This is a genomic window from Azonexus hydrophilus, assembly GCF_038368255.1.
Taxonomy (GTDB): Bacteria; Pseudomonadota; Gammaproteobacteria; order Burkholderiales; family Rhodocyclaceae; genus Azonexus; species Azonexus hydrophilus.
The window spans coordinates 1,258,042-1,284,727 of record NZ_CP151406.1 but is presented as its reverse complement, the minus strand read 5'-3'; the positions used below and the strand labels follow the sequence as shown (position 1 = coordinate 1,284,727).

At 63.5% G+C, this 26,686-nt stretch carries 29 protein-coding genes; 16 read left to right on the top strand and 13 right to left on the bottom strand.

Translation table 11 applies throughout. The annotated features are described in order from the left end of the window. The first annotated feature begins 58 nt into the window (after positions 1 to 58). Positions 59 to 787, top strand: a complete 729-nt coding sequence (locus tag AADV58_RS06265; protein WP_028996173.1) for a dinitrogenase iron-molybdenum cofactor N-terminal domain-containing protein — start codon at positions 59 to 61, stop codon at positions 785 to 787. A gap of 1 nt (position 788) precedes the next feature. Then, complete coding sequence (locus AADV58_RS06260) at positions 789 to 1,052, top strand: DUF6129 family protein (RefSeq protein WP_051295551.1); 264 nt, start codon at positions 789 to 791, stop codon at positions 1,050 to 1,052. Between the two features lie 20 nt (positions 1,053 to 1,072). Here AADV58_RS06260 and AADV58_RS06255 read toward each other — a convergent pair whose 3' ends face one another. From AADV58_RS06255 to AADV58_RS06235, 5 genes are read right to left on the bottom strand one after another with little or no spacing between them, the layout of a single operon-like run. Further along, complete coding sequence (locus AADV58_RS06255; RefSeq protein ID WP_051295552.1) at positions 1,073 to 1,723, bottom strand: TetR/AcrR family transcriptional regulator; 651 nt, start codon at positions 1,721 to 1,723, stop codon at positions 1,073 to 1,075. Positions 1,724 to 1,728: 5 nt separating this feature from the next. Next, on the bottom strand, positions 1,729 to 2,859 hold the full coding sequence (locus AADV58_RS06250) for an ABC transporter permease (RefSeq protein ID WP_028996174.1): 1,131 nt from the start codon (positions 2,857 to 2,859) through the stop codon (positions 1,729 to 1,731). Position 2,860: 1 nt separating this feature from the next. Then, entirely contained in the window at positions 2,861 to 5,617 is a 2,757-nt protein-coding gene (rbbA, locus tag AADV58_RS06245) for a ribosome-associated ATPase/putative transporter RbbA (protein ID WP_341744333.1), read from the bottom strand. After that, positions 5,614 to 6,684 (bottom strand): HlyD family secretion protein, encoded by a 1,071-nt coding sequence (locus AADV58_RS06240; protein WP_028996176.1) that lies wholly within the window; start codon positions 6,682 to 6,684, stop codon positions 5,614 to 5,616. Before AADV58_RS06240 ends, rbbA begins: the two co-directional genes overlap by 4 nt. Before the next feature lie 16 nt (positions 6,685 to 6,700). After that, positions 6,701 to 8,083 (bottom strand): efflux transporter outer membrane subunit, encoded by a 1,383-nt coding sequence (locus tag AADV58_RS06235; protein WP_341744332.1) that lies wholly within the window; start codon positions 8,081 to 8,083, stop codon positions 6,701 to 6,703. A 408-nt stretch (positions 8,084 to 8,491) separates the two neighbouring features. Here AADV58_RS06235 and fdxB point away from each other — a divergent pair, with 408 nt between their 5' ends. The 3 genes from fdxB (at position 8,492) to AADV58_RS06220 (ending at position 10,562) form a co-directional block, all read left to right on the top strand. Next, complete coding sequence (fdxB, locus tag AADV58_RS06230; protein ID WP_028996177.1) at positions 8,492 to 8,767, top strand: ferredoxin III, nif-specific; 276 nt, start codon at positions 8,492 to 8,494, stop codon at positions 8,765 to 8,767. A gap of 62 nt (positions 8,768 to 8,829) precedes the next feature. Continuing rightward, a complete protein-coding gene (locus AADV58_RS06225; protein ID WP_081700317.1) occupies positions 8,830 to 9,591 on the top strand; it encodes a 4Fe4S-binding leucine-rich repeat protein in 762 nt (253 codons plus the stop codon). 2 nt (positions 9,592 to 9,593) lie between these two features. Beyond that, positions 9,594 to 10,562 (top strand): hypothetical protein, encoded by a 969-nt coding sequence (locus AADV58_RS06220; protein WP_028996179.1) that lies wholly within the window; start codon positions 9,594 to 9,596, stop codon positions 10,560 to 10,562. Between the two features lie 3 nt (positions 10,563 to 10,565). On the opposite strand, the gene AADV58_RS06215 is transcribed toward AADV58_RS06220, so the two are convergent. Together AADV58_RS06215 and AADV58_RS06210 are read right to left on the bottom strand one after the other, a co-directional pair. After that, positions 10,566 to 11,396, bottom strand: a complete 831-nt coding sequence (locus AADV58_RS06215) for a hypothetical protein (protein WP_341744331.1) — start codon at positions 11,394 to 11,396, stop codon at positions 10,566 to 10,568. A 47-nt stretch (positions 11,397 to 11,443) separates the two neighbouring features. Next, positions 11,444 to 12,376: an MBL fold metallo-hydrolase gene (locus AADV58_RS06210; RefSeq protein ID WP_028996181.1), complete on the bottom strand. Its 933-nt coding sequence runs from the start codon at positions 12,374 to 12,376 to the stop codon at positions 11,444 to 11,446. Positions 12,377 to 12,531: 155 nt separating this feature from the next. Between AADV58_RS06210 and AADV58_RS06205 the strand changes: the two genes are divergently transcribed. Both AADV58_RS06205 and AADV58_RS06200 read left to right on the top strand, forming a co-directional pair. Continuing rightward, positions 12,532 to 13,860 (top strand): TrkH family potassium uptake protein, encoded by a 1,329-nt coding sequence (locus AADV58_RS06205; protein ID WP_028996182.1) that lies wholly within the window; start codon positions 12,532 to 12,534, stop codon positions 13,858 to 13,860. After that, positions 13,850 to 14,539 (top strand): TrkA family potassium uptake protein, encoded by a 690-nt coding sequence (locus tag AADV58_RS06200; RefSeq protein ID WP_341744330.1) that lies wholly within the window; start codon positions 13,850 to 13,852, stop codon positions 14,537 to 14,539. The genes AADV58_RS06205 and AADV58_RS06200 overlap by 11 nt, the downstream gene beginning before the upstream one ends. Before the next feature lie 196 nt (positions 14,540 to 14,735). On the opposite strand, the gene AADV58_RS06195 is transcribed toward AADV58_RS06200, so the two are convergent. Further along, positions 14,736 to 15,638: a ParB/RepB/Spo0J family partition protein gene (locus AADV58_RS06195; RefSeq protein ID WP_028996184.1), complete on the bottom strand. Its 903-nt coding sequence runs from the start codon at positions 15,636 to 15,638 to the stop codon at positions 14,736 to 14,738. Positions 15,639 to 15,739: 101 nt separating this feature from the next. Here AADV58_RS06195 and AADV58_RS06190 point away from each other — a divergent pair, with 101 nt between their 5' ends. The 8 genes from AADV58_RS06190 (at position 15,740) to nifM (ending at position 21,051) form a co-directional block, all read left to right on the top strand. Further along, on the top strand, positions 15,740 to 16,213 hold the full coding sequence (locus tag AADV58_RS06190) for a VF530 family DNA-binding protein (protein WP_028996185.1): 474 nt from the start codon (positions 15,740 to 15,742) through the stop codon (positions 16,211 to 16,213). Then, on the top strand, positions 16,210 to 16,803 hold the full coding sequence (locus tag AADV58_RS06185; RefSeq protein ID WP_028996186.1) for an HD domain-containing protein: 594 nt from the start codon (positions 16,210 to 16,212) through the stop codon (positions 16,801 to 16,803). Before AADV58_RS06190 ends, AADV58_RS06185 begins: the two co-directional genes overlap by 4 nt. 139 nt (positions 16,804 to 16,942) lie before the next feature. Beyond that, positions 16,943 to 18,082, top strand: coding sequence for a homocitrate synthase (nifV, locus tag AADV58_RS06180; RefSeq protein ID WP_341744329.1), 1,140 nt, complete (start codon positions 16,943 to 16,945; stop codon positions 18,080 to 18,082). A gap of 40 nt (positions 18,083 to 18,122) precedes the next feature. Further along, entirely contained in the window at positions 18,123 to 18,857 is a 735-nt protein-coding gene (gene cysE, locus AADV58_RS06175) for a serine O-acetyltransferase (RefSeq protein WP_424243843.1), read from the top strand. A gap of 1 nt (position 18,858) precedes the next feature. After that, positions 18,859 to 19,401 carry a hypothetical protein gene (locus tag AADV58_RS06170; protein WP_028996189.1) on the top strand — a complete coding sequence of 181 codons (543 nt, stop codon included), beginning with the start codon at positions 18,859 to 18,861 and terminating at the stop codon, positions 19,399 to 19,401. A 10-nt stretch (positions 19,402 to 19,411) separates the two neighbouring features. After that, on the top strand, positions 19,412 to 19,753 hold the full coding sequence (gene nifW, locus AADV58_RS06165; protein WP_043421984.1) for a nitrogenase-stabilizing/protective protein NifW: 342 nt from the start codon (positions 19,412 to 19,414) through the stop codon (positions 19,751 to 19,753). Between the two features lie 10 nt (positions 19,754 to 19,763). Then, positions 19,764 to 20,219, top strand: coding sequence for a nitrogen fixation protein NifZ (locus tag AADV58_RS06160; protein ID WP_043421937.1), 456 nt, complete (start codon positions 19,764 to 19,766; stop codon positions 20,217 to 20,219). A gap of 4 nt (positions 20,220 to 20,223) precedes the next feature. Then, complete coding sequence (gene nifM / locus AADV58_RS06155) at positions 20,224 to 21,051, top strand: nitrogen fixation protein NifM (RefSeq protein ID WP_341744327.1); 828 nt, start codon at positions 20,224 to 20,226, stop codon at positions 21,049 to 21,051. Here the strand turns inward: nifM and AADV58_RS06150 are convergent. From AADV58_RS06150 to AADV58_RS06140, 3 genes are all read right to left on the bottom strand, one after another. Next, complete coding sequence (locus tag AADV58_RS06150) at positions 21,017 to 23,050, bottom strand: diguanylate cyclase (protein ID WP_341744326.1); 2,034 nt, start codon at positions 23,048 to 23,050, stop codon at positions 21,017 to 21,019. The two genes, nifM and AADV58_RS06150, sit on opposite strands and share 35 nt — an antisense overlap. A gap of 87 nt (positions 23,051 to 23,137) precedes the next feature. Then, positions 23,138 to 23,833 carry a cytochrome b/b6 domain-containing protein gene (locus AADV58_RS06145; protein ID WP_028996193.1) on the bottom strand — a complete coding sequence of 232 codons (696 nt, stop codon included), beginning with the start codon at positions 23,831 to 23,833 and terminating at the stop codon, positions 23,138 to 23,140. Positions 23,834 to 23,903: 70 nt separating this feature from the next. Beyond that, on the bottom strand, positions 23,904 to 24,359 hold the full coding sequence (locus AADV58_RS06140; protein WP_028996194.1) for a c-type cytochrome: 456 nt from the start codon (positions 24,357 to 24,359) through the stop codon (positions 23,904 to 23,906). 246 nt (positions 24,360 to 24,605) lie between these two features. Between AADV58_RS06140 and AADV58_RS06135 the strand changes: the two genes are divergently transcribed. Beyond that, complete coding sequence (locus AADV58_RS06135) at positions 24,606 to 24,908, top strand: hypothetical protein (RefSeq protein ID WP_028996195.1); 303 nt, start codon at positions 24,606 to 24,608, stop codon at positions 24,906 to 24,908. 9 nt (positions 24,909 to 24,917) lie between these two features. Here the strand turns inward: AADV58_RS06135 and AADV58_RS06130 are convergent, their stop codons facing one another. Both AADV58_RS06130 and purB read right to left on the bottom strand, forming a co-directional pair. Beyond that, on the bottom strand, positions 24,918 to 25,235 hold the full coding sequence (locus tag AADV58_RS06130; protein ID WP_028996196.1) for a DUF2322 family protein: 318 nt from the start codon (positions 25,233 to 25,235) through the stop codon (positions 24,918 to 24,920). A gap of 60 nt (positions 25,236 to 25,295) precedes the next feature. Then, positions 25,296 to 26,663, bottom strand: coding sequence for an adenylosuccinate lyase (gene purB, locus AADV58_RS06125; protein ID WP_341744325.1), 1,368 nt, complete (start codon positions 26,661 to 26,663; stop codon positions 25,296 to 25,298). Between the last annotated feature and the right edge of the window lie 23 nt (positions 26,664 to 26,686).

Here is a 26,686-nt window from a genome sequence, read left to right as displayed (position 1 = left end):
CCTGTTGCGGTCAGCCGTTGCGGGCGTTCCATTCCAGACCCTCAACCGGAGCACAAACATGTCTGCACCCCCTATCGCATCCCGTGAAGCCGCCCTCCGTATCGCGCTGGCGGCCCGTACTCTCGATGGCCTGGACGTTCGCGCCCTGGTCGGTGCATTGTCCGACAAGTACGACCTGCCGCTCACTGAGTCCAAGCTTGCCTCGATCACCGTCGAAGACCTGCGGAGCATCCTGGCCGGTGGTCATGCCGAAGAAAACTGTGTGGTCGGCGTCAGCAACGAAGCCCTCAAGGATGCCGTCCGCTTCCTGTGGGGTGAAAACGTCACTAACAGCGAGCTGCCGGTCATCGAAAGCTATGTCGATGGCGACATGCCTGGTTCCATCCGCGTCGCCATCGCCAACAACAAGGGCGAAAACCTCGATGGTCATTTCGGTTCCTGCGAACGCTTCCTGATCTATCAACTGTCGGCCTCGGCAATAAAGCTGATCGCCATCCGTTCGGCCCTTGACGCCGACGCTGCCGAAGACAAGAACAAGGCGCGCGCCGAAGTCATCGCCGACTGCGATCTGGTCTTCATCCAGTCGATCGGCGGCCCCGCCGCTGCCAAAGTCGTGCGCGCCGGCGTCCATCCGCTGAAAAAGCCGAAGGGTGGCGCTGCCAGTGAAATTCTCGGCGAACTGCAAGCCGCCCTGAGCAGCCCGCCCCCCTGGCTGGCCCGGGTCATGGGTGTGCAGCCCAGTTCACTGAGCCGCTTCGCCGAAGCGCTCGACGGCGAGGATGCCTGAGATGACGCCCGAGCGCCTGGCCGAAGTCGTTGCTGCCGTGACACGAGAGGAAAGCATCAACGCCTTGCGCGCTGGCTTTCCCGACATGATCTTCACCGAGTGTAGCGAAAACGACATTTCACCGCGCCTGCAGCCGGTCGCTGAAACACCGGCTGCGCTGATCTACCTGATCACCGGCGTCAGCGGCCACTGTCTGGAAGCAACCAGCGACCTGAACGTGGCCAACGGCGTCATCGTCGCCAGCCGGGACAGCGACGACGACTGAGCAAAGCAACGGCGGGCTGTTCAGCCGGGCGTCCGGCCGACATGCCCGCTGAGCATTAGCGTACGCAATTCGGCCTTCAGATCACCGACGTCCAGCGCCCGGCCACCCAGCTCAGCGCAGACATCAGTCATCATCAGCAACATCGTGCAGGCACCGAACAGACCAATGTGCAGAACAGTCGGGTCGAGTGCACGCAGCACCCCAGCCGCCATCGCTTCACGCCAGAGCGGCGTACAGGTTTCCACGCCAGGGCGGATCACTCTTTCGACCAGGGCATCCCGCCGCTCTCCCGGTTCAGCCAGCGCACGATTGACAAAGCTCACGTAGCCGGGAACATCCACCAGACCGTCGATCATGCTGTCGGCCAGCGCTCCGAGACGGTCGGCAACAGGGCTTTTGCTGTTCACCAAGCCGATGACATCCCGCAACCATAGATCATGCCGCTGGCCGACACACTCGACCACCGCACGCCACAGGCCGGCTTTGCTGCCGAAGTGATGTGCAACCATGGACACATCGCATCCTGCCTCATCGGCGATCGCACGCAATCCGGCGGCTTCATAACCGACCCGGGTAAACGCGGCAAGCGCCGCCGCCAGCAGGCGATCACGGCTGTCAGCCGCGCCACGCGGGCGACCAGGAGAGCTCGTCTGACGTTGTTCAGTACGCATACGGGTCAAGCCATTTGACTGATCGTGCTGCGGAAGCGCAGCAGCGCCACCGCAAACAACAGCGAGCCGATGACAAGAATGGCCAGGCACTGTGGCCACACCACTTCCAGTCCGGCACCGCGATAGAGGATGGCCTGCGCCGCTGCAACAAAATGCGTGGTCGGCGCAACCAGCATGAGGTTCTGTACCAGTTCCGGCATGCTCTCACGCGGCGTCACACCACCGGAGAGCATCTGCAAGGGCAACAGCACCAGCAGCATCAACAGGCCGAACTGCGGCATCGAGCGCGCTACCGTCGCCATGAAGATGCCCATCGACGTGGTGGCAAAAAGATGCAGGACCGCACAAGCAAGGAACAGCAGCAACGAGCCCTCAACCGGCACCTGCAACGCGCCCTCAACCACCACCTTCAGCGAAAACGCCGTCGCACACAGCACCACCAGACCCATCGACCATACCTTGGCGAGCATGATTTCCGCTGGCGTCACCGGCATCACCAGCAGATGCTCGACCGTGCCATGCTCACGCTCGCGGATCAAGGCGGCGCCGGTAAGGATGATGGACAGCAGGGTAACCTGATTGATGATTTCCATCAGCGAGCCGAACCAGGCTCTTGTCAGCCCCGGATTGAAGCGTGCGCGCAGCACCAGATCGACCTGCGGCACGGCCCCGCCGCGATGGCGCTGGACGAACTCATTGACCTCGCCCAGGACGATCTGCTGGATATAGCCAGCGCCGGTGAAGGCCTGCGACATCCGGGTGGCATCCACATTCAGCTGGATGACCGGCGAGCGTCCGGCAAGAACGTCGCGCTGGAAACCGGGCGGAATATTGAGCACGAAAGTGTGGCTGCCCGCATCCATCGCCGCATCCACCTGCGGTAACTCAAGCCGCTGCGGACGGGTGAAGTGGGGCGGATAAAACGCCGAGACCACGCGTGCCGACAGTGGCGAGGCATCCTCGTCGACCACCGCGAGCGAGGCGTTGTGCAGGGTTTCCGGCATGGCGGTGGCGGCACTGTAGACGGCCAGCGTGAAGGCATAGACGATGAGCGCCAGCATCATCGGATCACGCCACAGGCTCCACAGCTCCTTCACCCCCAGGCGATAAACATTGGCCAATCTGCGCTTGTCCATCTCAACGCTCCTGTTTGCGCAGCAACGCAATCGATAGCCCGATGATCAGGGGCACCGCCAGACTCATCGCCCAGAACGAGTGGTCCAGATCGGACAGGGTCAGTCCCTTGGTAAACACGCCGCGGCTGATGGTCAGCATATGGCTGGCCGGGTGAAGCTCACCAATGACCCGTCCCATGCCCTCAAGCGAGGACACCGGATTGAGCAAGCCGGCAAACTGCACGGCGGGTAGCAAAGTCCCGAGGATGGCGACGAACATCGCGGCGATCTGGCTCCGTGTGAAGGTCGAGGCAAACAGGCCAAAACCGGTCGCGAACAGCACGTAGACCAGTGCCGCCAGGGTCAGACCGGGAAAGCTGCCTTTGACCGGGACGCCGAACAGCCACATTGCAAAACAGACCATCAGCAAGAAATTGAGCATGCCCAGAAGCACATAAGGCAGTTGTTTGCCGATCAGAAACTCGGCCCGCGTCACCGGGGTGACGTAGAGATTGAGGATGGAACCAAGCTCTTTCTCCCGCACCACGGCGAGGGCGGTAAGCATGGCGGGAATCATCAGCAGCAACAGGGGAATCACCGCCGGTACGATGGCCGGCAGACTGCGCACGTCCGGGTTGTATCGGTAGCGGGTCTCGATGCTGGCGATGCCGGCACCGACTTTCACCCCCAGCCGGGTGCGTGCCATCTCCGCCAGCCAGGTCTGGTGCATGCCGGCGACGTAGCCTTGCGCGGTTTCAGCGCGCTGCGGCATGGCACCATCGACCCAGGCGGCGATCTGCACCGGCTGACCGCGCAGCAGCGAACGCCCGAACCCCGGGGGAATTTCCAGGGCCAGGGCCAGTTCACCGGCGCGCATGCGCCGATCCATATCTGCATGATCGGTGATCGGTGGACGCTCGGTGAAGTAGCGCGAGCCGGCAAGGTTGAGCACGTAGTTCTGACTGAGTGTGCTCTGGTCGTGATCGAGCACCGCAAAGTCGAGATTCTCGACATCCAGGGTAATACCGAAACCCATGATCAGCAGCAGGATCAGGCTCCCGAGCAAGGCCAGGGTACCGCGCACCGGATCGCGCATCAGCTCCATCGCCTCTCGCTGCGAATAGCTCAGTGCGCGTGCCGGACTGAACAGCACAGGGCGCCTAACCGCAGCCGTGCTTGCGGCCGGCTCGACGGCCACCGGCACCACCTCGCCAGTCACCCCGTACTCCTGCGCACCAGCCTCTTCAAGATAGGAAATGAACGCCGCCTCCAGCGAGGCCGTACCACGCTGGCGTACCAGTTCGGCTGGCGACTCACTGACCAGCACCCGCCCGGCGTGCATCAGTGAAATGCGATCGCAACGCTCCGCTTCGTTCATGAAGTGAGTGGAAATGAAGATCGTCACACGATCCTTGCGCGCGAGATCGATCATCAAGCGCCAGAAATTGTCCCGCGCCACCGGATCAACACCGGAAGTCGGCTCATCGAGAATCAGCAGTTCCGGCCGATGCACCATCGCCACCGCCAGCGACAGACGCTGGCGCACGCCCAATGGCAATTGTTCAGGCAGACTGTCGAGCACGGCGTCGAGCTCGAAACGTGCGCTCATTTCGGCCACCCGCCGGTCGATCTCCGGCGCCGGCACATTGAACAGGCGGGCATGCAGCACCAGATTCTGGCGTACCGTAAGCTCCGAATACAGCGAGAAGGCCTGCGACATGTACCCCACGCGGCGGCGCGTATCGATATCGCGGGCATCGACCTTGTGACCAAACAGCGAGGCCTCGCCGGCACTTGCCGGCAACAAGCCGGTCAGCATCTTCATGGTGGTCGACTTGCCACAGCCATTGGATCCCAGGAAGCCGAAAATCTCCCCACGCCGGATCCGGAAACTGACCTGATCGACCGCAGTGAAATCACCGAAACGCATGGTCAACTCACGCGCCTCGATGGCGATCTGCGCATCCTCGTCCTCTGCCAGGGGCGGCACCTCCACCGCGCGATGACCGCGCCGCACCGCTTCCGGCAGCAGGGCGATGAAGGCGGCCTCCAGCGTTGCCGTGCCGGTTCGGGCATGCAGTTCGCCGGGCGTTCCGGTGGCCAGCACGCCCCCGGCATTCATCGCCACCAGCCAGTCGAAGCGTTCAGCCTCGTCCATATAGGCGGTGGCCACGATCACGCTCATACCCGGCCGATCACGCCGGATCCGTGCAATCAGCGCCCAGAACTGGCTGCGGGCAAGCGGATCGACCCCGGTCGTCGGCTCATCCAGGATCAGCAACTGCGGATCATGAATGAGCGCACAACACAGGCCAAGCTTCTGCTTCATACCGCCGGAGAGCTTGCCCGCCGGGCGCGCCAGAAAAGGCTGGAGGCCGGTGGCTCGGGTCAGCTCGTCGATGCGACGCCTGCGCTCGGCGACACCGTGGCCGAACAATCGCGCAAAGAACTGCAGGTTCTCTTCCACCGACAGGGTCGGATAGAGGTTCTTGCCCAGACCTTGTGGCATGTAGGCAATATGCGGGCACGAAGCCTCGCGGTGGCGGCGCACGGCCATGTCACCGCCGAGCACCTCCACCCTGCCCTGCTGGACGGCACGCGCGCCGGCGAGCAAGGAGATCAGGCTGGATTTGCCAACACCATCCGGACCGATCAGCCCGACCATGCAGCCCGCAGGAATCTCCAGATCGACGCCCACGAGCGCCTGCGTCGCGCCATAGCGCAAACCGACGCCGCTCAGACGAGCGACCGGCGCGGGTGCGCCGCCATCGCTGCTCATTGCGGAACCCGCAGCGCCAGTTCAGCCGGCCATTCTGCCTCCGGGTCGAGGCGTACCCAGGCCACCCCCGGCAAGCCGGTCTTGACCTGTGCCAGATGCTGGCGCAGCAGTTCCGGGGCAATCTGTGCGCGTACACGGAACATCAGCTTTTGCCGTTCGCTGGCAGTCTCCACCGTCTTGGGGGTGAACTGCGCCGTGCTGGCGACGAAGGAAATGGTCGCCGGAATCACCAGATGCGGCGCGGCATCGAGCACGATGCGCGCCTCGGCCCCGAGCGCCACCCTGCCAGCCACCGTTTCCGGCAGGAAGAAAGTCATGTAGACATCAGACAGATCGACCAGATTGAGCACTTTGCCGCCACCGGCGAGCACCTCCCCGGCCTGTGCCAGGCGAAACTGGACACGCCCGTCGCGCGGCGCCTTCAACTGACTGTCGGCAATATCCGAATCGATGCGCGCCACGGTTGCCGCCGCAGCTTCGACCAAGGAGCGCGCGCCAACGAGCTGAGCCTCGGCCGCCAGTACCGCTGCACGCGCGGCAGCAATCTGGGCGCGCGCAGCATTCAGCGCTGCCTCCGCGCTGCGCGTGCGTGCCCGGTCATCATCCAGCTCCTGAATGGAGGCCGCGCCCTCCGCCGACAAGGTCTGCGAGCGAGCTAGGCGGCGCTGAGCGGCATCCACCTCGCTCTCCCGCTGCAAGGCCAGCGCCTGGATCGCCACCAGATCGCTCTGACGTACCGCCACCTGCGCCTCGGCGCTACGCACCGCGTTCAGCGCTTGTTGCTGATGGGCCACGGCTTCGTCACGCTGAGCATTCAGGCCGTCCACCTGCATCTGGGCCAATACCGCACCGGCAAGTACGAAATCGCCCTCGCCGGCATAGACCTCGACCACACGCCCCGGCAGCTTGGTAGCAACATCAACCTCGGTCGCTTCGATGCGTCCGTTGCCGCTGACAAACCCAGCCACCGGTCCAGGCTGCTGCACCACGTACCAGGCCAGCCCGGCGCCGAGCAAGACCGCAACAGCAGCAAGCCCCACCCATCGTCTCTTGAATATCGCGTTCATGATCCCAGCCACTCCTTCAATCGTCCTCAGCCACCCGGCTGCCGCCGCCCAATGCCGCATACAGCGCCACCCGGCTGGACAACAGGGCCCGCCGGGTTTGCACCAGTTGCTGCTCGATGGCCAACAGGTCTCGCTGCGCATCCAGCACTTCCAGATAGCGCGCAGCGCCATTGTCATAGCGAAGCTTGGCCAGACGGGCGCGCTCACTCTGTGCGCTCAAGCCCACACGCTGAATACGCACCTGCTCTTCGAGCCAGTGGCGCATGGCAAGCGCATCGGCCACTTCGCGGAAAGCCTGCTGCACCGCCTTCTCGTAACCGGCCACCGCCTGATCGCGCCTGACCTCGGCCAGCGCCAGCGCCGCACGATTCCGTCCGGCATCGAAGATCGGCAAGGACAAGCTGGGGGCAAAACGCCAGGCACCGCTACCGGCTTCGAACAGGCCGTCGAGGCTGGCGCTGGCGGTACCGGCCGAAGCGGTCAGGGCAATGCGCGGGAAAAACGCTGCGCGCGCCGCACCGATATTGGCGTTGGCCGCTTTCAATTGGTGTTCTGCGGCCATGATGTCCGGCCGTCCGGCAAGCAACATCGAAGGCAAGCCGGGATCCAGCTCGTGCAGTATCTGTCCATCGTCCAACCCGTCCACCTGCGGCAACAGGTCAACGGGTGCCCCAACCAGCCGGGTAAGCGCATGAGCCTGCAACGCACGGGCCTGTTCCAGTTGGGCAAGTACCCCCTGGGCCTGTGTGAGCAGGGTTTCGACCTGGGTCAGGTCGAGCCTGGAGGTGGCCCCTTCCTCCACGCGCCGACGAAATATCCGGTGGGCCTCCTCACGCGTTGTCACCGTGTGACGGGCGAGCGCGATGCGTTCGTCCAGTTCACGCAAACCAAGGTAGGCATCGGCAACCTGGGCCACCAGCCCCACCGTAGCAGCGCGGCGCGCCGCATCACTACTCAGGAAAGACTCCAGTGCAGCCGTTTCCAGATTACGCACCCGCCCCCAGAAATCCAGCTCCCAGCCGACCAGCCCCAGACCAACCTGGTACTGCCCACCGTACTGGATCCGTCTGGTCACGTTCAGGTCGGCTGGCGTCCGGCTGCGCGCCCCGTCGGCACCCAGCCCAATGGTCGGAAAGCGCTCTGCCCGAGTGATGCCATAGGCCGCACGGACCTCTTCGACACGCAGTACGGCAGCGCGCAAGTCGCGGCTGTTGTCCAGCGCAACCCGGACAAGATCACGCAGACGGGGATCGGCGAAATAATCCTGCCAGGCCAGATCGGCAGCCTGAGTCTGGCCGCCAACTGGCTGCATATCGGTCGGGGAATACTTTCCGAGCGCCACATCCGGACGCACATAAGGCGGCGCAAGCGAGCACCCACCGAGCGTAGCCAGAAGCACCAGCACGGCTCCTGCACATTGCCTCGGCTTCAAGCAAGACTGCTTTGACATTTCTGCGCTCCTCAAACCCGAAAGCCCAAATACCCTCAGGTCATAGCTTGCCCGACAGAAACGGGACGCACAAAAAATCCAACACCTGTTGGATTAATTAAAGCAAAAAGACGCAGCCTTGTCCATATGACACCTCGGGCGATGTGTGGGAAAACGCCTGTCGCATTCCTCACAACACCACAGCCAAACTCAACAAAAACAATAACTTACAAAGTGGCACCAAATTTGCTGAACAGGGTTGCGTGCCCCAGGACAGCAAACTACCGGAAGGTGCCGGCGCAGACCTGGACATATACACACCGAACAAACCGCGGTCGGCAGCCACTGGCCCGGAACTTGTCAAGAAAGGAAATAGTCATGGCTGATTACACTGCGCTGACCCGTGGCGGCGCCTCCTGGGTTCCCGAGTTCGTCGTCGCGCTGGCCGAAGACAAGTGCATCGGCTGCGGTCGCTGCTACAAGGTCTGCCCGCGTGACGTGCTGAATCTGATCGACTCCGACGAGGATGAGGATGAGGACGAAAGCGCCGCCGCCAAGATGACGCTAAAGGACATCGACGACTGCATCGGCTGCAGCGCCTGTGGCCGCGTCTGCCCGAAGAACTGCTTCACCTACGCACCGCTGGCAGTGTGATCGCGCCTTACCGTTGGTTCCACCAGCGGTAAGGGCAGCCACCAAGCGTCACTCGCCCGGCCATGGTCCAGCAAACGACAGAACGTCCGACAGGCGGGCTTTGCGCGCATTGCCCCCTGTCTCCTGCCTTTCCCGAAGCGGATCGCTGCCAACCCGGGGATGCCTGCGTGCGTGCCCATAGCGGCCGCCAGATCGACCGCTTTTTTCGCCGCAACCCCGGCGAAGCCGAGAACTACCTCGACGACATCTTCTGGGAACGGCGCGCCATTGCCGCCCGCTACGCCCCGATCGACCGGATCTTCCGGCTGCGTAGCGACAGCGACGAAGTCGTTCGCCGCGTCGTCGCCAGCCGCCTACCGGACAACCAACTACATGCCATGGCCCGCGACCCGGACCGTGAAGTCCGCCTGAGCGTCGCCGCCCGCCTGCCACCAACGGAACTGCAGCAACTGATCGACGACAGCGATTACCTGGTCCGTGCCACCGTCGCCCGTCGCCTGCCCCACGGCCAGCTCGCCCAGATGACCCGCGATCCGGAGCGCGAGGTGCGCAAGGTCGTCGCCAGCCGGCTGCCGGCCTTCGCCCTGCACCTGCTGGCTAACGATGCCGAACCCGAAGTCCGGGCCATCGTCGCCGAACGCGCCCTGCCCGAACTGGCTGCCCGCCTGCTTACTGATGGCGAGTGGTGGGTCCGCCTGGCCGCCGTTGGCAACGCGCCGCCGGAACTGTTGCCGCCGCTGCTCGACGACCCGGAACTCGAAGTCCGGGAAGCCGTCGCCAGCCGACTCGCCGAAACCCCAGCCACCCCTACCGCCGGAAAGTGATCATGAAAAGCAACCAGGCCTGGACCGAATACTGCAAATCCCTGTCGCCCGCGATTGTCGAAACCTGCGCCCGCACGCCGGTCAGCGCCGGCGGCACCAGCCTGGCCCGGGCCCTGCACGAAGCGCTGCCGGACTGGCAGTTCCGCCATGCCCTGGCGCGCGGCGGCTGGTATCGTCTGGGCGGCATCGTCGACGAACACGGCCAGCGGATCACCGACAACCTCGAACAATGGGTCGAAGATGCCCTCGACGCCTGCGACGGCGACATCCAGCAACTGATCGAGGAAAACGAAGGGCGGACCCTGTACGCCACCCGACTGGTCGGCCAGACCCATTACCTGACCGCCAACGTCGGCGACGAGGCCGACAATTTTCTGCAACTGGAAATCGAAGACCTGCAGGAAATGCGCGCGCATCGCCTGTTCAGCAACGAACCGACGACGCTGGAAGAACTGGTCGACCCGCGCGGCGGCAACCTCAACCCGCTACCGCTCGGCCTGCCCTATTACACGCTGCGCCGCATCCAGCACATCGGCGCCTTCCTCACGCGCATGCAGGCGCAAAAGCAGGAAGCCGCGCCCATCCACCGCATGCTCGACGACTGGTCGAAGAGCAGCGCCGGCGCCAACAGCGACTATGCCAACCACTGGGTGATCGCCACCCGCGAACACCTCGACCGCTACCACCAGCCGATCTTCCGCGCCCAGCCAATCGCCACCCTGCCCGGCGACCCGCCGGATTTCGAAGCCGCCCCCGGCACCAGCGGCCTCAATCTCCAGGAAGCCCTGCAACGCTTCGACCGCGCCGTCGGCTACCCGATGGCCTGGTACTTCCACATGCTCACCACCAAGGCCGTCCCGCACTGGGTCGCCCAGAGCACCGTCGAAGACGCCCTGACCGGCTTCGCCTACCTGCCGCAACGCGATGTGGACATCATCCGCAACTGGCTGCATCGGCCGTACGCGGTTTGAGCGTTACCGCCCCCAGCGATAAACCTCCACCTGGCGCTTCATCTCGCCTTCTTCCTGTTCTATCGTCTCGGCTGTCGAGTCCGTGACACATTTCACCGCTTCTTCATCGGCGGCCGGCTGCTGTGCTTCCGGCGTTTGTCGCGGCGACGGTGAGGCCGGCGATTTGCCATCCCAGGCAAAGGGATTCCTGAAGGCCGGCGGATCGGGCAGGCAATCGAGGGTGTAGCTGGGTGGCCAGCCGGTTTCGTAGGGCATGAACGAAATCGTCCGCTCGAATATCAGGGGCTTGCCCGTTGGCGTGGGCGGCAAGGGCGGCAGGGATTTGATCGCCTTCCAGGCGCGCTCCGAAGCAGTTTTCGAGGTCGACCACAACTCGGTGGCATTCGCCAACGTCCCGTCAGGCGCGATCTCGATCCGGAAACGCACCATGCCCTGCTCCGACCCCTCGACCGCCGTGCCCATCATGCTCCGCACCTGCTGCCCCCAGTTGTGGCGATAGCGCTTGCTGTTCTTCAGCTTGTAGCTCGAAGCCAGTTGCCATTCCTCGGCACTGGGTGGCGCCGGGGCCGCCAGCGAGGCTGGCTTTGCGGCTGCTTTGGGCTCGACCGCCGGAATCCTGCGCTGACGCGGGCGAACATCCGGGGCGGCAGTCGCTGGCGCACGCGTTTCGACGTCGGCCGGTGGCACCTCCCGAAGCTGCGCGGCGACACGGATTTCGATCACGTCCGGCGCTGGCGCAGGGCGTGCGCCAGCGCGCTGCCAGCCGACGATGATCGCGGCGTGCAACGACAGAGACAACAACAGCAGAACACCCAGACGCGAGAACTTGACCATGGCAGCAACTGCGGCGCCCGAGGCACCGCAGACCGGAGCGGGCGAAACTACTGCGCCGACTCGAAGCGCAGATAAGCGCGATTGACATTGCCCCGGTGCAAATCATCGAAATTACGCAGATGCCTGAACGCGGGCGCATCGTTCAAGGCGGCGACAGCGGCATCCACCCCCGCCATGTCCTCGGCAAACTTCTTCACGCCGCCGACGACGAAAGCCAGATAGTCACCCGTTTCGCGCTGGGCCTGGGTGACATCGCAGACGCGGCCGTGCCCGGGCACGATGCGCGCCGGCTGCAAGGCGACCGCCTGCCGGTACGCCGCCAGCCAAGTCTCGGCATTGCTCTCGGGCAGGATGCCGAGCAAACGGTCGACATAAATCAGGTCGCCAGAAAACAGGATTTTCTCCTGCGGCAACCAGACCACGGCATCGCCGGCAAAGTGGGCATGCCCAAAGTAACGCAACACCAGCGTACGCCCACCGAGGGTCAGCGTCTGCATATCGCCCGTCAGTGGCTGGACGGCCGGCGCCGGTAGCGTGCCATCCATCTGTTCCTTCAGTTCGCGCGCCAGCGACTCGATCTGCCCCTGACCAAGACGCGCCTGGTCCGTCACCGTGCGCTGCAGCGCGATGATCTGCGCACCCTGCGCGGCAAAATAGGCGTTGCCCAGCCAGCGATGATCCTGAACGCCGGTGTTGATCACCCACTTGACCGGCTTGCCGGTCAGCCTGCGGGCTTCGCCATCGAGCAGCCTGGCAGCAACGCTGGACGCCCCCGAATCGATCAGGATGGCCCCTTCCGGCGTATCGATCACCCCGTAATTGGCGTTCAAGCCAAAATTCCCATACAAGCGACCCGCCGTCTGACCGATCAGCGCAAACACCCCGTTGCCAAGCTGATCGACCGTCAGCACCGCCTCGGCGCGAACGCTCTGGGCGAACAGCATCATGGCGCCAGTCAGCGCCAGCAGTATTTTTTTCATTGTGTCTTCCTCCTCCGTCAGGGCGATCAGTTTATAACCGATTACTGATTTTCGTGCGGCTGCGCTAGGACGGCAGCAAACGGCAAGCAATTCTTTACGACATTTTTATGCCGTGCTTGCCAGAATTCGGCCCATCGCTTCTTCCGTATCGACGCATGAAATTTTTGCTACATCCGAGCCAGACCGTAGCGCTGGCTTTTTTGATGGCGATCCTCTTCGGCACCGCCTTGCTGATGCTGCCACTGGCACAGACAGACGGTGTTTCCGCTCCGTGGCTGACGGCATTCTTCACCGCTGTCTCGGCGGTCTGCGTTACTGGACTGGTCATTGTCGACACCGGCACGTACTGGTCGAGCTTCGGCCAGATCGTCATCATGGCCCTGTTCCAGATCGGCGGCTTCGGCATGATGACCGCCGCCACCCTGCTCGGCCTGATGGTCAATCGCTCGCTACGTCTGCGGACCAAGCTGATCAGCCAGGTTGAAACGCACACGCTTGGACTCGGCGATGTCGGCAGCGTCGCCCGCCTCGTCTTCACGGTCACGCTGCTGGCCGAGTTGCTGATTGCCGCCCTGCTTACCCTGCGGCTGCACCTCGCCTACGACCTACCCTGGCACGAGGCCCTCTGGAGCGGGATTTTTCATGCCGTTTCGGCGTTCAACAATGCCGGCTTCTCGATCCACCCTGACAGCTTGATGCGTTACGCGACAGACGCACTGGTCCTGCTGCCGGTCATGCTTGCCATTGTTGTTGGCGGCATCGGTTTTCCGGTACTGCACGACCTGCGGGCAAAACGCCACGATCCCCGCCATTGGTCTCTGCATACCAAATTGACACTGCTCGCTACCGGCATCCTGTTGCTTGGCGGCTTTCTCGTCCTGCTGCTCTTTGAATGGGCGAATCCGGCCACACTCGGTCCGATGAACCTTCCCGACAAGCTCCTGTCGGCAGCCTTTGCTTCCGTTTCCGCGCGCACGGCCGGCTTCAACTCCATCGATATCGGCGCCATGACCCACGAAAGCTGGGCACTGCACTACTTCCTGATGTTCGTCGGAGGCGGCAGCGCCGGTACGGCGGGTGGTGTCAAGGTTGGCACCGTCGCCATACTGGCGCTACTGGTCATTGCCGAAATTCGTGGCCGCAGCGATAGCGAGGCTTTTGGGCGGCGGGTCAGCCTGTCCGCCCAGCGCCAGGCCATCACTGTTCTCGTCCTGGGCAGTGCGATGGTCGTGCTCGGCACAATCAGCATCCTCATCCACACCGACCTGCCCACCGACAAGGTGATTTTCGAGGTGATTTCCGCCTTTGGCACGGTTGGCCTGTCCACCGGCATCACCGCCGAATTGCCACCATTCGGCCAATTGGTACTGACCGTACTGATGTTCACCGGACGAGTCGGCATCATCACCCTTGCAGCGTCACTGGCCCTGGGCGAGCGACGCATGCCTTTCCGCTATCCCGAGGAGCATCCCATTGTTGGCTAGACTTTTCACCGAACAGTATTCCTTTGCCAAGGGCGACAGTGTCGTCGTCATTGGACTTGGCCGCTTCGGCAGCTCGGTTGCCCAGTCGCTGGTTCATCTTGGGCATGATGTCATGGGTATCGACCGTGATGAACTACTGGTCCGCGAATGGGCCGACCTGCTGACCCACGCCGTGCAGGCCGACTCGACCAATACTGCGATCATGCGCCAGTTGGGCGTGGCCGACTTCTCCCACGCCATCGTCGGTATCGGCACCGACATTGCCGCCAGCCTGATGACGCTGATGGTTCTCACCGAGCTCGGCATCAAGGATATCTGGGTCAAGGCGCTGACTGCTGAACACGGCCAGATCGCTGAACGCATCGGCGCCCATCATGTGGTCTATCCCGAAGCTAACATGGGCGAACGGGTAGCCCACCTGATCAGCGGCCGAATGATCGATTTCATCGAATTCGACGATGGCTTTGCCATCGCCAGGATTCACGCCCCGGCCAGCACCCATCAGCAAACGCTCGGCGAGTCGATGATCCGGGAGAAATTCGGCGTCACCGTGGTCGGCATCAAGCGGGCCCATGAAGATTTTCAGCACGCAACGCCGAGCAGCCAAATTCTTCCCGGCGACCTGCTGATCATCTCCGGGCCGACCCGCAAGATCGAACTGTTCGCCGGAAAAGCATAGAAACCGTGCCGGCACCGGCGCTGCCAATTAGAAAGAGGCTCAAGAGTCCGGCCTACCGGACGAATCTCAAGAAAACGTGCAAAAACGTGATTCGCCAGGTTTTCCGGACTCAACGGCAGACGAGGGAATACCAGGTACTTTTGTCTCGACAGCTATCGACCGACAGCTACCCTGCGTTTGTCAGCTATTGCCGAATTCAACCGCCCCTCAGCGACAAGAACTCGTCAATCAGCCGCGCCAGGATCGTTTCTTCATCTTCCTCGCTCAAGCCGAGGAGTTCAGCCACCAGCTTCACCTTGCCGGGGTTGACCTTGGTGCGGGGCGTGGGCGTAGGTTGAGGAGCATCGGGCGGCGCTTCCCTGGGCGGCGTATCCATAGCGGCGGCTGCCGGTTCGGGTTGGTTGACTGCCGGTGCCGGCGCAACGGGTGATGGCGCCGCTTCGGTGGGTTCGCTGCTGGCAGGGGCGACGGCGAGGACTTCATCCATGTCCTTCTTCGACATCTTTTCGCCGTCCGGCAACTGCTCGATCTGCTCGATCAGGGATTCCGCCTTGGCTTCGTTCTTCCTGGCCAGTTTTTCCAGTTGCACGGCGGCGCCGGTGCTGGAAATTTTCCCGGCATCCAGCAGGGCGGTGACTTTTTCCGACAGGTTGGCGGCGGCTGTGGCCTGGGCCAGCCAGGTCGGGGCGCGGCCAAAGTATTGGGCGGCTTCTTCGGGCGATGCGAAACGCTGGGCGATGGCCTGGATGGCCGTGGCCATGTCGCGCGGTTCGAGCGCCGAGCGGACGCCCAGGCCGATGTTTTCGAAAACCCGCACTTCCAGCGCGTCCTCGTCGCTACAGTCGCGGACGATGACCGGCACCTGGGTTTCGCCCGCCTGAATCGCCGCCTGGCGCCGGCGCTCGCCGGCAATGACCGAGTAACGGTCATCAGCCGCCGGTCGGACGACGATGGGCTGGATGATGCCCAGCTTGCGCACCGCGTTGGTCAGCCCCTTGAGCGCCTCCTCGTTGATGCTTTGGCGGACGTGTGCGGGATCGGGATCGAGCAGGGACACATCGACCATCTGGAAGCGGAAGGGACTATTCTTGAAAGCCATGGCGGGGAGAAAATTCGGGTATAACAGGGGGGGGCGGCATGTTCGTCGTTTTCGCGCCTTTTTACAACCGCCTTGAATCCCATCCTCAGCAATCCTGCACCATGAATACCGATATCGATTACCAGAACAACCCGCTGCATGGCCTCAGCCTGAAACAACTGCTGACGGAGATCGTCGATCACTACGGCTTCGACATCCTCTACGCCTACCTGAACATCAATTGCTTCAACAACAATCCCAGCGTCGAATCCAGCGTGAAGTTCCTCAAGAAGACGGACTGGGCGCGGGAGAAGGTTGAGGCTTTTTACCTGTACCAGTTCAAGAGCCTGCCGCGCGCCTCGGCCGAGCAGTTCGAGCTGCCGCCCCGGGACCGCATCATTCCCCGCGATCAACAACCGGGCGAGCCGGCCGAATTGAGCCTGGAGGATGCCGAGCGCCTGCGTGAAAAGCGCGCGCGGAAAGCCGCCGCCCACGACCGCGATGCCGGCCAGCGTAAAGGCCCGGAGCGGCGGCCGTCGAATCGTGATGCTGCGTCGGACAATGCCGATCCCTGGGCGAAGTGGAGAAAGTCTTGACCCCCGCCGATCTGCAACGGCAACTGGACTTCCTCAAGGAAATCGACCGGCTCAAGAATGTCGTTCGCCTGTCGCCGCTGATCGACCGCTCGCGCCGTGAAAACAGTGCCGAGCACTCCTGGCATCTGGCGCTATACGCGCTGGTGCTGGCCGATCACGCCGCCGGCTCGGTCGATGTGCTGCGCGTCGTCAAGATGCTGCTGATTCACGACATCGTCGAGATCGACGCCGGCGACGTACCCTTCCACGTCCCGGCGACGCATGCCGGGCAGGCCGAGCGCGAACGCCTGGCCGCCGAACGCATCTTCGGCCTGCTGCCGGAGGCACAGGCGGCCGAGTTCCACGCGCTGTGGCTGGAATTCGAGGCAGCGGAGAGCGACGACGCCCGATTTGCCAAGGCGCTGGACCGTTTCCAGCCGATGCTGCACAACGCCGCCACCGACGGCGGCACCTGGGTGGAATGCGCGGTCACGCTCGAACAGATCACCGCCCGCTGCCGCCCACCGATCGAAGCCGGCGCACCGGCGCTATGGGAAGCGGCGGCCGGCATGGCCGAAGCCCACTACCGTACCCGGCCGGCACAGGACTGATCCCGCCAGAGCGGCCAGGCGTTTTGTCGGTTTTGCGACAAGCAAGGCACCAGAACCAAACCGCAATAAATTAATCGTTAAAATTCAGTTAGTTAAAAACTGGCACCCCCCTTGCTAGACACATTGCAAGGAGATTCCCATGAGCCAGTCCAGCTTCGTCACCATCAACGACACCACCCTGCGCGACGGTGAGCAGTCGGCCGGTGTTGCCTTTTCCCTGGCGGAAAAGCTGGACATCGCCCGCCGCCTGGACGCCATCGGCGTGCCCGAGCTGGAGGTCGGCATTCCGGCCATGGGTGCCGAGGAGCGCGAGTCGATCCGGGCGGTTGCCGGGCTCGGCCTGAACGCCCGGCTGATGGTGTGGAGCCGCATGCACGCGGCCGACATCGCCGCCAGCGCCAATCTGGGTGCGCACCTGATCGACATCTCGGTGCCGGCCTCCGACCAGCATCTGGCTTACAAACTGAAGCAGGAGCGCGGCTGGCTGCTGCGCGAGCTGCCGCGCTACATCGGCATGGCGCTCGACCTCGGGCTGGAAGTTGGTGTCGGTTGCGAGGATGCCTCGCGAGCCGACCTGGATTTCCTGTGCGCGCTGGCCGCCACCGCCGAACGCGCCGGCGCCCGCCGCCTGCGCTTTGCCGACACGCTCGGCATCCTCGAACCGTTCACCACCTTTGACCGCATTTCGACCTTGCGCGCCCGCACCGGGCTGGAGATCGAGATGCACGCCCACGACGACCTGGGCCTGGCCACGGCCAACACCCTGGCCGCCTGCAAGGCCGGGGCAACGCACGTCAACACCACGGTCAATGGCCTGGGCGAACGCGCCGGCAATGCACCACTAGAGGAAGTCGTGCTCGGGCTGAAGAAGCTGCACGGCATCGACACCGGCGTCGAACTGCGCGCCTTCCCTGCCCTGTCGGCTGCCGTTGCCAGCGCGTCCGGCCGCGCCGTGCCCTGGCAGAAGAGCGTCGTCGGCGCCGGCGCCTTCACCCATGAGGCCGGCATCCACGTCGATGGCCTGCTCAAGCATCCGGACAACTACCAGGGCTTCGACCCGCGCGAAGTCGGCCAGGCGCACCGCATCGTGCTCGGCAAACACTCCGGCTCGCGCGCGGTCCAGGTCGTCTATCGCGAACTCGGCATCGAGCTCGGCGAGAACGAGGCGCAAGCCCTGCTCGCCAGCGTCCGCAATTTTGTCGCCGCCCACAAGCACCCGCCGGAGGCCACCGATCTGCTCGGCCTGCTGGCTTCTTCCAGGAGTCCGCTCCATGTCTGAAGCGATGACCATGACCGCACCGAATCCTTCCGCTCCCGGCCTGTGGGCCACCCTCAAGGAAGACCTGGCCTGCGTCTTCGAACGCGACCCGGCCGCCCGCTCGACGCTGGAAGTGCTGACCACCTACCCCGGTGTCCATGCCATCCTCGCCCATCGCCTGGCGCACAAGCTGTGGCGCGGCGGCTGGCGCTACAGCGCCCGCCTGTTGTCGTTCGCCGGCCGCCTGCTGACCAATGTCGACATCCACCCCGGCGCCACCATCGGCCGCCGCTTCTTCATCGACCACGGCGCCTGCGTGGTCATCGGTGAAACGGCGGAGATCGGCGACGACGTCACCCTCTACCACGGCGTCACCCTGGGCGGCACCTCATGGAACAAGGGCAAGCGCCATCCGACCCTGGCCGACGGCGTGGTCGTTGGCGCCGGCGCCAAGATTCTCGGGCCGATCAGCATCGGCGAGCGCGTCCGCGTCGGCGCCAACTCGGTGGTGGTCAAGGACGTGCCGGCCGACCGTACCGTGGTCGGCATTCCCGGCCGCATCGTCGATACCCGCCTGGCCCGCCCGGCCGGCAACGGCATCAACCTCGACCACAACGTCCTGCCCGACCCGGTGGCACGCTCGATTGCCTGCCTGATCGACCGTATCGATACGCTGGAGAACGAACTCGCCGCCCTGCGCCAGCAACCGGCGCCGAACCACGGTGGCGAATGCCAGACCTGCTCGGCCGGCGACCTTTGCTGCGACAGTGAAGCCATGCACGAGGCAGCGCACTGACATGGATCTGCTCGACTTCTCCGACTGCAAGCTCTATTTCGAGGATCCGCTGCCGGCCGAGGCCGAAGCGCTGATCGCCCGGGCGGCCGCCGAATACGGCGATCCGGAAGCGGAAATGTCCTTGCTGCGCGCCAACCTGCTGGCCCCGGACAACCTGACCGTGCTGGTTGGTCTGTACCGCTATTACTTCTACCAGCACCGCCTGGAAGACGCGCTGAAGGTCGCCGAGCGGGTCATGCACCTGACTGCCCAGCACCTTGGCCTGCCCGATGACTGGGCGAAGATCGGCGACAACCACCTCGGTTCCGCCGCCGCCAGTTCCTTCGGCCTGCTGCGTTTCTACCTGCTGGCGCTGAAAGCCAGTGCCGTGGTGCTGCTGCGTCTGGGCCGGATCGAGGCCTCGCGCCAACGCCTGATCAAACTGGTTGCGCTCGACAGCCGCGACCAGCTCGGCGCCGGAAAACTGCTTGAAGTTGTCGATGAGTTCCAGGGCACCGGGGCGTCGTCCCGGCCCAATTCCGATTTATCCCTTGCCGCAGCCTGAGGAGGCCATCATGGAAGATACACTGAGCCTTGCCGAAGCCATGGAAGAACTGGTTTCCGCTGAAGATTTCCTGGAGTACTTCGAGATTCCCTTCGAACCTTCGGTGGTCCACGTCAATCGCCTGCACATCCTGCAGCGCTTTCACGACTATCTGACCCGCCAGACGCCCAACCTGCCGCCAGAGGAAGAGCAGCAGCGCGCCATCTACCGTCTGTGGCTGGAACGCGCTTACCAGGATTTCGTGGAGTCCGACTCGCTGACCGAAAAGGTCTTCGCCGTGTTCCAGAACCAGGCCAAGCCGGACGGGGGTTACAGCTCCTTCGTTTCCATCGACAAGATCTTCCGCGACTGAGTCCAACCCGATGAGCAGACCCAAATGGCAGATCGAGGACAGCGTCCGCCTGATCCGCAACGTGCGTAACGACGGCACCTATCCCGGGCTCGATCCGGGGGCGCCGCTGGTACGTCGCGGCAGCATCGGCTACGTGGTCGATGTCGGCACCTTCCTGCAGGACCAGATCATCTACTCGGTCAGTTTTCTCGACATCAACATGATCGTCGGTTGCCGCGAGGAAGAACTGATCGGCGCCGAAGAGCCGTGGACCCCGTCGCGCTTCGAGTTCCGCGAGAAAGTGCGGATCGTCGTCGAACTGCCGGTCGGCAGCGATGCCGTGATTGCCGAAGGCGCCATCGGTGAAGTCATCAAGGTCATCCGCGATGCGCCCGGCGGCGTCGCCTACCACATCCATTTCGACAGCCTGCCTGGACGCCTCCTGCAGATCCCGGAGCGTCTGCTCGAATCCCTCACCCCGGAATGAAGCCATGGAACACGCCTACCTCGAACTGAAGCTGTCCTGGGAACTCTTCCAGAAAGCACCCGAAACGCTGAGCCCGCCGGAGCGCAACCGACTCGGCGAAGTCGCTGCGAAGCAGGACAGCATTGAGCAACGCATCCTGTCCAGCGAACAGGCGCGCAATGTCATGGTGCCCGAACCGACCCTGCGCACCCGGATCGAGGAAATCCGCAAACGCTATCCGGACGAGGAAACCTTCCTCCAGGATCTCGCCCGCATCGGCCTGGACCGGCATTCGCTGGCCGCTTCGGTCGAACGCGACCTGCGGGTCGAGGCCATCCTCGACCGCGTGGTTTCGGCCGTGCCCGAAGTCAGCGAAGTCGATGCCGAAATCTACTACCGCCTGCACCCGGACGCCTTCGATCGCCCCGAGGCCCGTCGCCTGCGCCACATCCTGATCACCGTCGACACCCCGCAGGAAGCCGACCAGGCGCATCGCCTGCTCGACGGCCTGCGTGTCACCCACACGGCCCCCGAAAAGTTCGCCAAGGCGGCGCTACGCCACTCGCAGTGCCCGAGCGCGGTGGAAAAAGGTCTGCTCGGCGTGGTCCGCCGCAATCAGCTGTACCCGGAACTCGAAAGCGCGGCATTTGCCCTGAGCGAAGGCGAAGTCAGTGAAGTGCTGGCCTCGGAAATGGGGCTGCACATCATCCGCTGCGACGAAATCCTGCCCAGCGGCATGATTCCCTTCGCCGAGGTGCGCGACCGCATCATCGAACGGCTAACCGAAAAACGGCGTCAGGAAGCCCAGAAACAATGGGTCAAGCAACTGATGTCGGCTCGCCAGCTGGCGTAAGGCTGTCCGGGAAGTCACCGTCGACACGGTTGCGCCCGGCCGCCTTGGCCCGGTACAGCGCCCGGTCGGCGCGCAGCAGGGGCTGATCGGGCGAGTCGTCACCGGTAATCAGCAGGGTGGCACCGATGCTGACCGTGAACGGAATGCTACCGAACGAGGTCATCGCCGGCTCGTTCTCGATATTGCGCCGCAGGCGTTCGGCCGCCACCAGCGCATCCTCAGCACTGCTACCGGGCAGCAGCACGGCAAATTCCTCGCCGCCGACCCGCCCCGGCAAATCGACCCGCCGCAGCGAACGGCGCAACACGTCGGCAAAGTGACGCAGCACCTCGTCGCCCGCCGCATGCCCCCAGGTGTCGTTGATCCGCTTGAACCAGTCGAGATCGACCATCAGCAAGGCCGAGGTGAATCCCGTCCGCTGCCAGCGGTGAATCTCGGCCTCGAGTTGCGCGATGAAATGCCGCCGGTTGGCCAGTCCTGTCAGGGTGTCGGTGCTGGCCAGCCAGGTCAGCGCCGCTTCCTTCTCCTTGAGCTCGCTGATGTCGTGGAAAACCACCACGGCGCCGGTACAGACACCGTTTTCCCGGATCGGCGACACCGTCATCTGCACCGGAAAGCTGCTGCCGTCGCGCCGGCGCAGGTTTTCTTCCAGTGTCCTCGCTTGTCCATCAGCCAGGGTCATGGCAATCGGACAGGCCGACTCGTCGTACGCCGAGCCATCGGGACGCAGGGCATGAATCAGACTGTGGAGATTGTTGCCGATCACTTCGTCCGGGGCGTAACCCAGCATTTTCTGGGCGGCGGGGTTGATGAAGGTCGCCACATGCCCGCGGTCGACACCGAAAATCCCCTCACCGGCCGCCATCAGCAGGACTTCGTTCTGATGCGACAGCTCCTTGACGCGCGCGGTCTGTTCTAGCAACTGGCTGATCCATTCGCGGCGCGACAGATTGACCAGGAAGAGCACCAGCAACTGGGTCACCGCATAGGCAAAAGCCAGGTTGAAAAACGCCTTATCCTTGAAATCGCCGCTGGCCTCGATCATCGCGCCGACATCCTGCCAGATCACCACCGAACCGATCGGTGGCCGGGTCGGGTCCTGCAGCCCCGGATAATCGCGCAGCGGGAAACGGATCAACTGGAAGCGGTGTCCTTGATGGTCCACCAGATCATTGCGAAAAGTCCCGGCATACGCGGGCAGTGCCTTGTCGGCCATCCAGTCGGCCAGTTCGCCGCGCGACGCCGCCAGCAGGTAACAGCAGGCACCGGGCTGCTCGGCAGGGGCCGGCGGACGGTAGTTTTCCCACATTGCCGAGGTCACGGAGGCGGGGTCGAGCAGCACACCAAAGCCGACGGCGGTACGTTCGCTCAGGCGCTCGATGTAACCATCGAAGGCCATGCCGACTTCCATGACCCCCACCAGGGCTCGCGCATCGCCCGGACGAAGCTCGCTGTCGAAGATCGGCGCCGCCCCACGAATGCCGGCGTAGGCGCGCCCCGTCTCGAAACCGCTGGCCGCTGTCCGTTTGCGTTCGACATCGCGCAACAGCCAGCGCAACCCGGCCAGCGAATCGCCATGCTGGGTCGGCGCATGAAAGCGCAGGAAGGACAGGCTGCCCGGCAAGACGAACTGCATCTGGCGGATGCCCAGTTCCTTCTGCATGTAGGACCAGTGCTGGCGCAAATGCAGGTAAAGCTGGCGCCGCAGGAGATCGGCCTCCTCGCCGCCACTACCATTGCCTTCGCCTTCGACCGTGGCGCCGGCCGCCTTGAGCAGGCGGATGACTTCCGGATCGGCGGCAACCATGCCGGCCAGGGCCATCATCTGCTGTTCCAGCTCGCCCTGCGACAACTCGTAGGCCGTCTTCAGGCGCAGCGCCTCACTTTCCAGGCTGGCCTGCAGACGGACATCCACCAGGCGCGCCCCGAACAGGGCGACGCCAGCGAAGATCGCCATCAGCAACAGACTGGCCAGCACAAGAATGGCGCGGTAGGACATGCCTCCCTCTCAGCGGATTGGTATTTTCCTCACTTAGATTATAGGCAAGGCATTTCTTGCCAGTGTTGATATTTATTCCCCGAAAATTCACCAGGCCGGCGTCTCCACCGCAGCCGGTGGTGGCGGCGGTTCGGGCAACCACACACCACTGGCGGCAAACACGGCGGCCAGCGCGATCACCAGGGCCACCACGAGCGCCAGCGCGCCGCCGCCCCGGGCCGATTCGCCCTGGTCGACTTCCTTCCAGCCACGCACCATCGGCTTGACCAGATTGTCCTTCTTCACGTGCGCGTAGAACATGATCGCCGCCAGGTGCAGCACGACCAGCGCGATCAGCACATTGACCGAAAGATGGTGCCAGCCGGTGGCCAGGTTGCTCAAGTCGCGCCCGACCAGGTCGTACAGCGGGCCGACGAAGGCGATGTCGTCGTTGGCCACCAGGCCGGTCAGTAGCTGAAAGATCAGCACGCCAAGCAGGGCGAATACCGAAAAAGCGCCAAGCGGGTTGTGACCCGGTGCCTGCCAGCCGCCCTTGAGATAGGTGGCGATCTTGGCCGGTGTCGGGAAAAACTGGCAGAAACGCGCGTAGGTCGAGCCGACGATGCCCCAGACCAGGCGAAAAACGACCAGGCCAAGCACCAGCAGGCCGATCTTGCCATGCCAGTCGATGAGGTTGCCGCCGACCTTGCCGCTCACCACCAGACCAACGACGGCGACGACCAATAACCAGTGAAACAAGCGGGTGGGCAGATCCCAGACCAGTATTCTTTTTTTGCTGTTCATCCTGAAACTCCTTGTCGAATGAAAAGGGCGCCTCGCGGCGCCCCGTTTTGCTTCCTGTCAGACAAGCAGCTTACTGCTTGGTGCGATAGTCGTCGTGACAGGACTTGCAGGTACCGCCCAGTTTGCCGAAGGCATCCTTGACCGCGCCGGCATTGCCGGTGGCGGCAACCTTGGCCAGCTCGTTGGCGGCTGCGTTGAAGTCGCCGGCGATCTTGCCGACCTTGGGACCATCGGTGAACAGCGCCGGCTGGACGCGGGTATCGACCCAGCCCTTGCCCTTGTCGCTGCCCGGAACGTAGAGCGCGCCCATGCCGGAATTGGCGATGGCCTGGATCACATTGGCCGCCTTGATCACGTCATCCTTGTTGTAGGTGCCGTCGATATTGGCCTTGATCCGGCTCATGCTCCAGCCCATCGTGGCATAGGCCGACTGACGCCACTTGATGGCATCCTCGACTTTGACCTGGGCATGTGCGGTGGTGACGGTCGCCGTAGCGATCAGTGCGAGCAGCAACTTGCTTTTCATCGTGTAATCTCCGTTGTGTTGAAGGAAAATGATTGATTTTGCGAACCACTCCGCCCCCGAAGTTCTCTGACGGATTATACGCAGCCAGCCCGGCGGCATGACAGCCCGCTCGCTGACCGATATTCACGAAACCAATGAATGAATTCGAACGATAAGCCAATGGCAAGCGCATGCCGGCACAAAGTTCGTTCTGGCGAAAGCGGTTCGCGCTAAGCTGGCGGTTCATGAATGCAACCGGAGTCTGGAATGAAACGCGACGCCAACTGCCCTCTTTGCGGCGCAAAAATCCCCCCTTCGGCCTGGCTCGATGCCTGCGACGAACTGGTCGATAGCGAGGGCGGCATTCTCGCCGCCCGTTGCCCGGCCTGCCAGGGACGCCTGGAGGTCCTGCCGCAAGCCGGCCGCCTGCAACTCGGCTTCCGCAACGGTGCGCGCTTCGAGAGCGCGCTGGATATCGACTATCCCGGGCTTGCCGTCACCCTGAGCGACGGCCGTTTGTGCCTGCGGGCCGACGGGCGGGAATGGACCTTTGTTGAAGACGCGGACTGAGGCGTCGCCTCAAACCGCGAATACGTGCTTGACCCGCAGCACCGGCGCCCCGGCTTCGATCTTCAGCAGACGGGCGATATTCGGGTGCTTGCCGGGGTTGGCGCGCTCGTCCTCGCTGTGTTCGGCAAAGATTTCAATGCCTTTTTTTGCCGCTTCGACATTGATCGAACCGTAGGTCTGGGCCAGATGGTTGTAGACGGCCAGCGAACCCTGGCTGCCGGCCTTGTTCTCGATCGTGGCGACGACATTGCCGTCGGCATCGAGCAAATTGAGGGCGGCCAGGTGGGAGATGCCGGGTAATTTCTTCAGGTTTTCGGAAAAGGACATTTTTTTCTCCATGAAAAAGGCCGATCCGCAAAGCGAATCGGCCTGTCGGGGTCGTTGCTATCAGATACGCTTGGCCAGTTCGGCGGCCTTGCCGGTGTAGTCCCACGGCGTCAGCTTGAGCAGTTCGGCCTTGGCGGCTTCCGGAATGTCCAGCGTGGACACGAAGGCCTGCATGCCGTCGCGCGACACGCGGGTGCCGCGGGTCAGTTCCTTGAGCTTTTCGTAGGCGTTCGGCACGGCGTAGCGGCGCATCACCGTCTGGATCGGCTCGGCGAGCAGCTCCCAGTTGGCGTCGAGGTCGGCCTTCATCAGGTCGGCATTGATTTCCAGCTTGCCCAGGCCCTTCAACAGCGAATCGTAGCCGAGCAGCGTGTAGCCGAGGCCGACGCCCATGTTGCGGAGCACCGTCGAATCGGTCAGGTCGCGCTGCCAGCGCGAGATCGGCAGCTTTTCGGCGAGGTGCTTGAGGACGGCATTGGCCAGGCCGAGGTTGCCTTCGGAGTTCTCGAAGTCGATCGGATTGACCTTGTGCGGCATCGTCGACGAGCCGATTTCGCCGGCCTTGACCTTCTGCTTGAAGAAACCGAGCGAGATGTAGCCCCAGACGTCGCGGTCGAGGTCGACCAGAATGCTGTTGGCGCGGGCAAAGGCGTCGAACAGCTCGGCCAGCGCGTCGTGCGGCTCGATCTGGATGGTATAGGGGTTGAAGGTCAGGCCGAGCGACTCAACGAAGCGCTTGGCAAAGCCTTCCCAGTCGTAGCCCGGGTAGGCGGCCAGGTGGGCGTTGTAGTTGCCGACGGCACCGTTGATCTTGCCGAGCAGTTCGACGCCGGCGATACGGACGCGGGCGCGTTGCAGGCGGTAAGCGACGTTGGCCATTTCCTTGCCCATCGTCGACGGCGTCGCCGGCTGGCCGTGGGTACGGCTCATCATCGGGATGTCGGCGTAGGCGTGGGCCAGTTCGCGCAGCTTCTCGATGACCTTGTCCAGCGTCGGCAGCATGGCCTGTTCGCGGGCGCCCTGACACATCAGCGCGTGCGACAGGTTGTTGATGTCTTCGGAAGTGCAGGCGAAGTGGATGAACTCGCTGACCTTGACCACTTCGGCGTTGCCCTTGGTCTTGCCCTTGATCCAGTATTCGAGCGCCTTGACGTCATGGTTGGTGGTGGCTTCAATGGCCTTGACCTCGGCTGCCTGCACCGGGCCGAAATTGGCGACCAGCGCATCCAGTTCGGCGATGGTCGCCGGCGAGAAAGCGGCGATTTCGGTGAAATGCGCTTCAGCGGCGAGCGCCTTCAGCCACTCGATCTCGACCTTGAGGCGGGCACGGATCAGGCCGAACTCGGAGAAATGTTCGCGCAGGGCGTCGACCTTGCCGGCGTAGCGGCCGTCGAGCGGGGAAATGGCGGTCAGGGGATTGAAGTCCATAAATACATCCTTTTCGGTGAGGG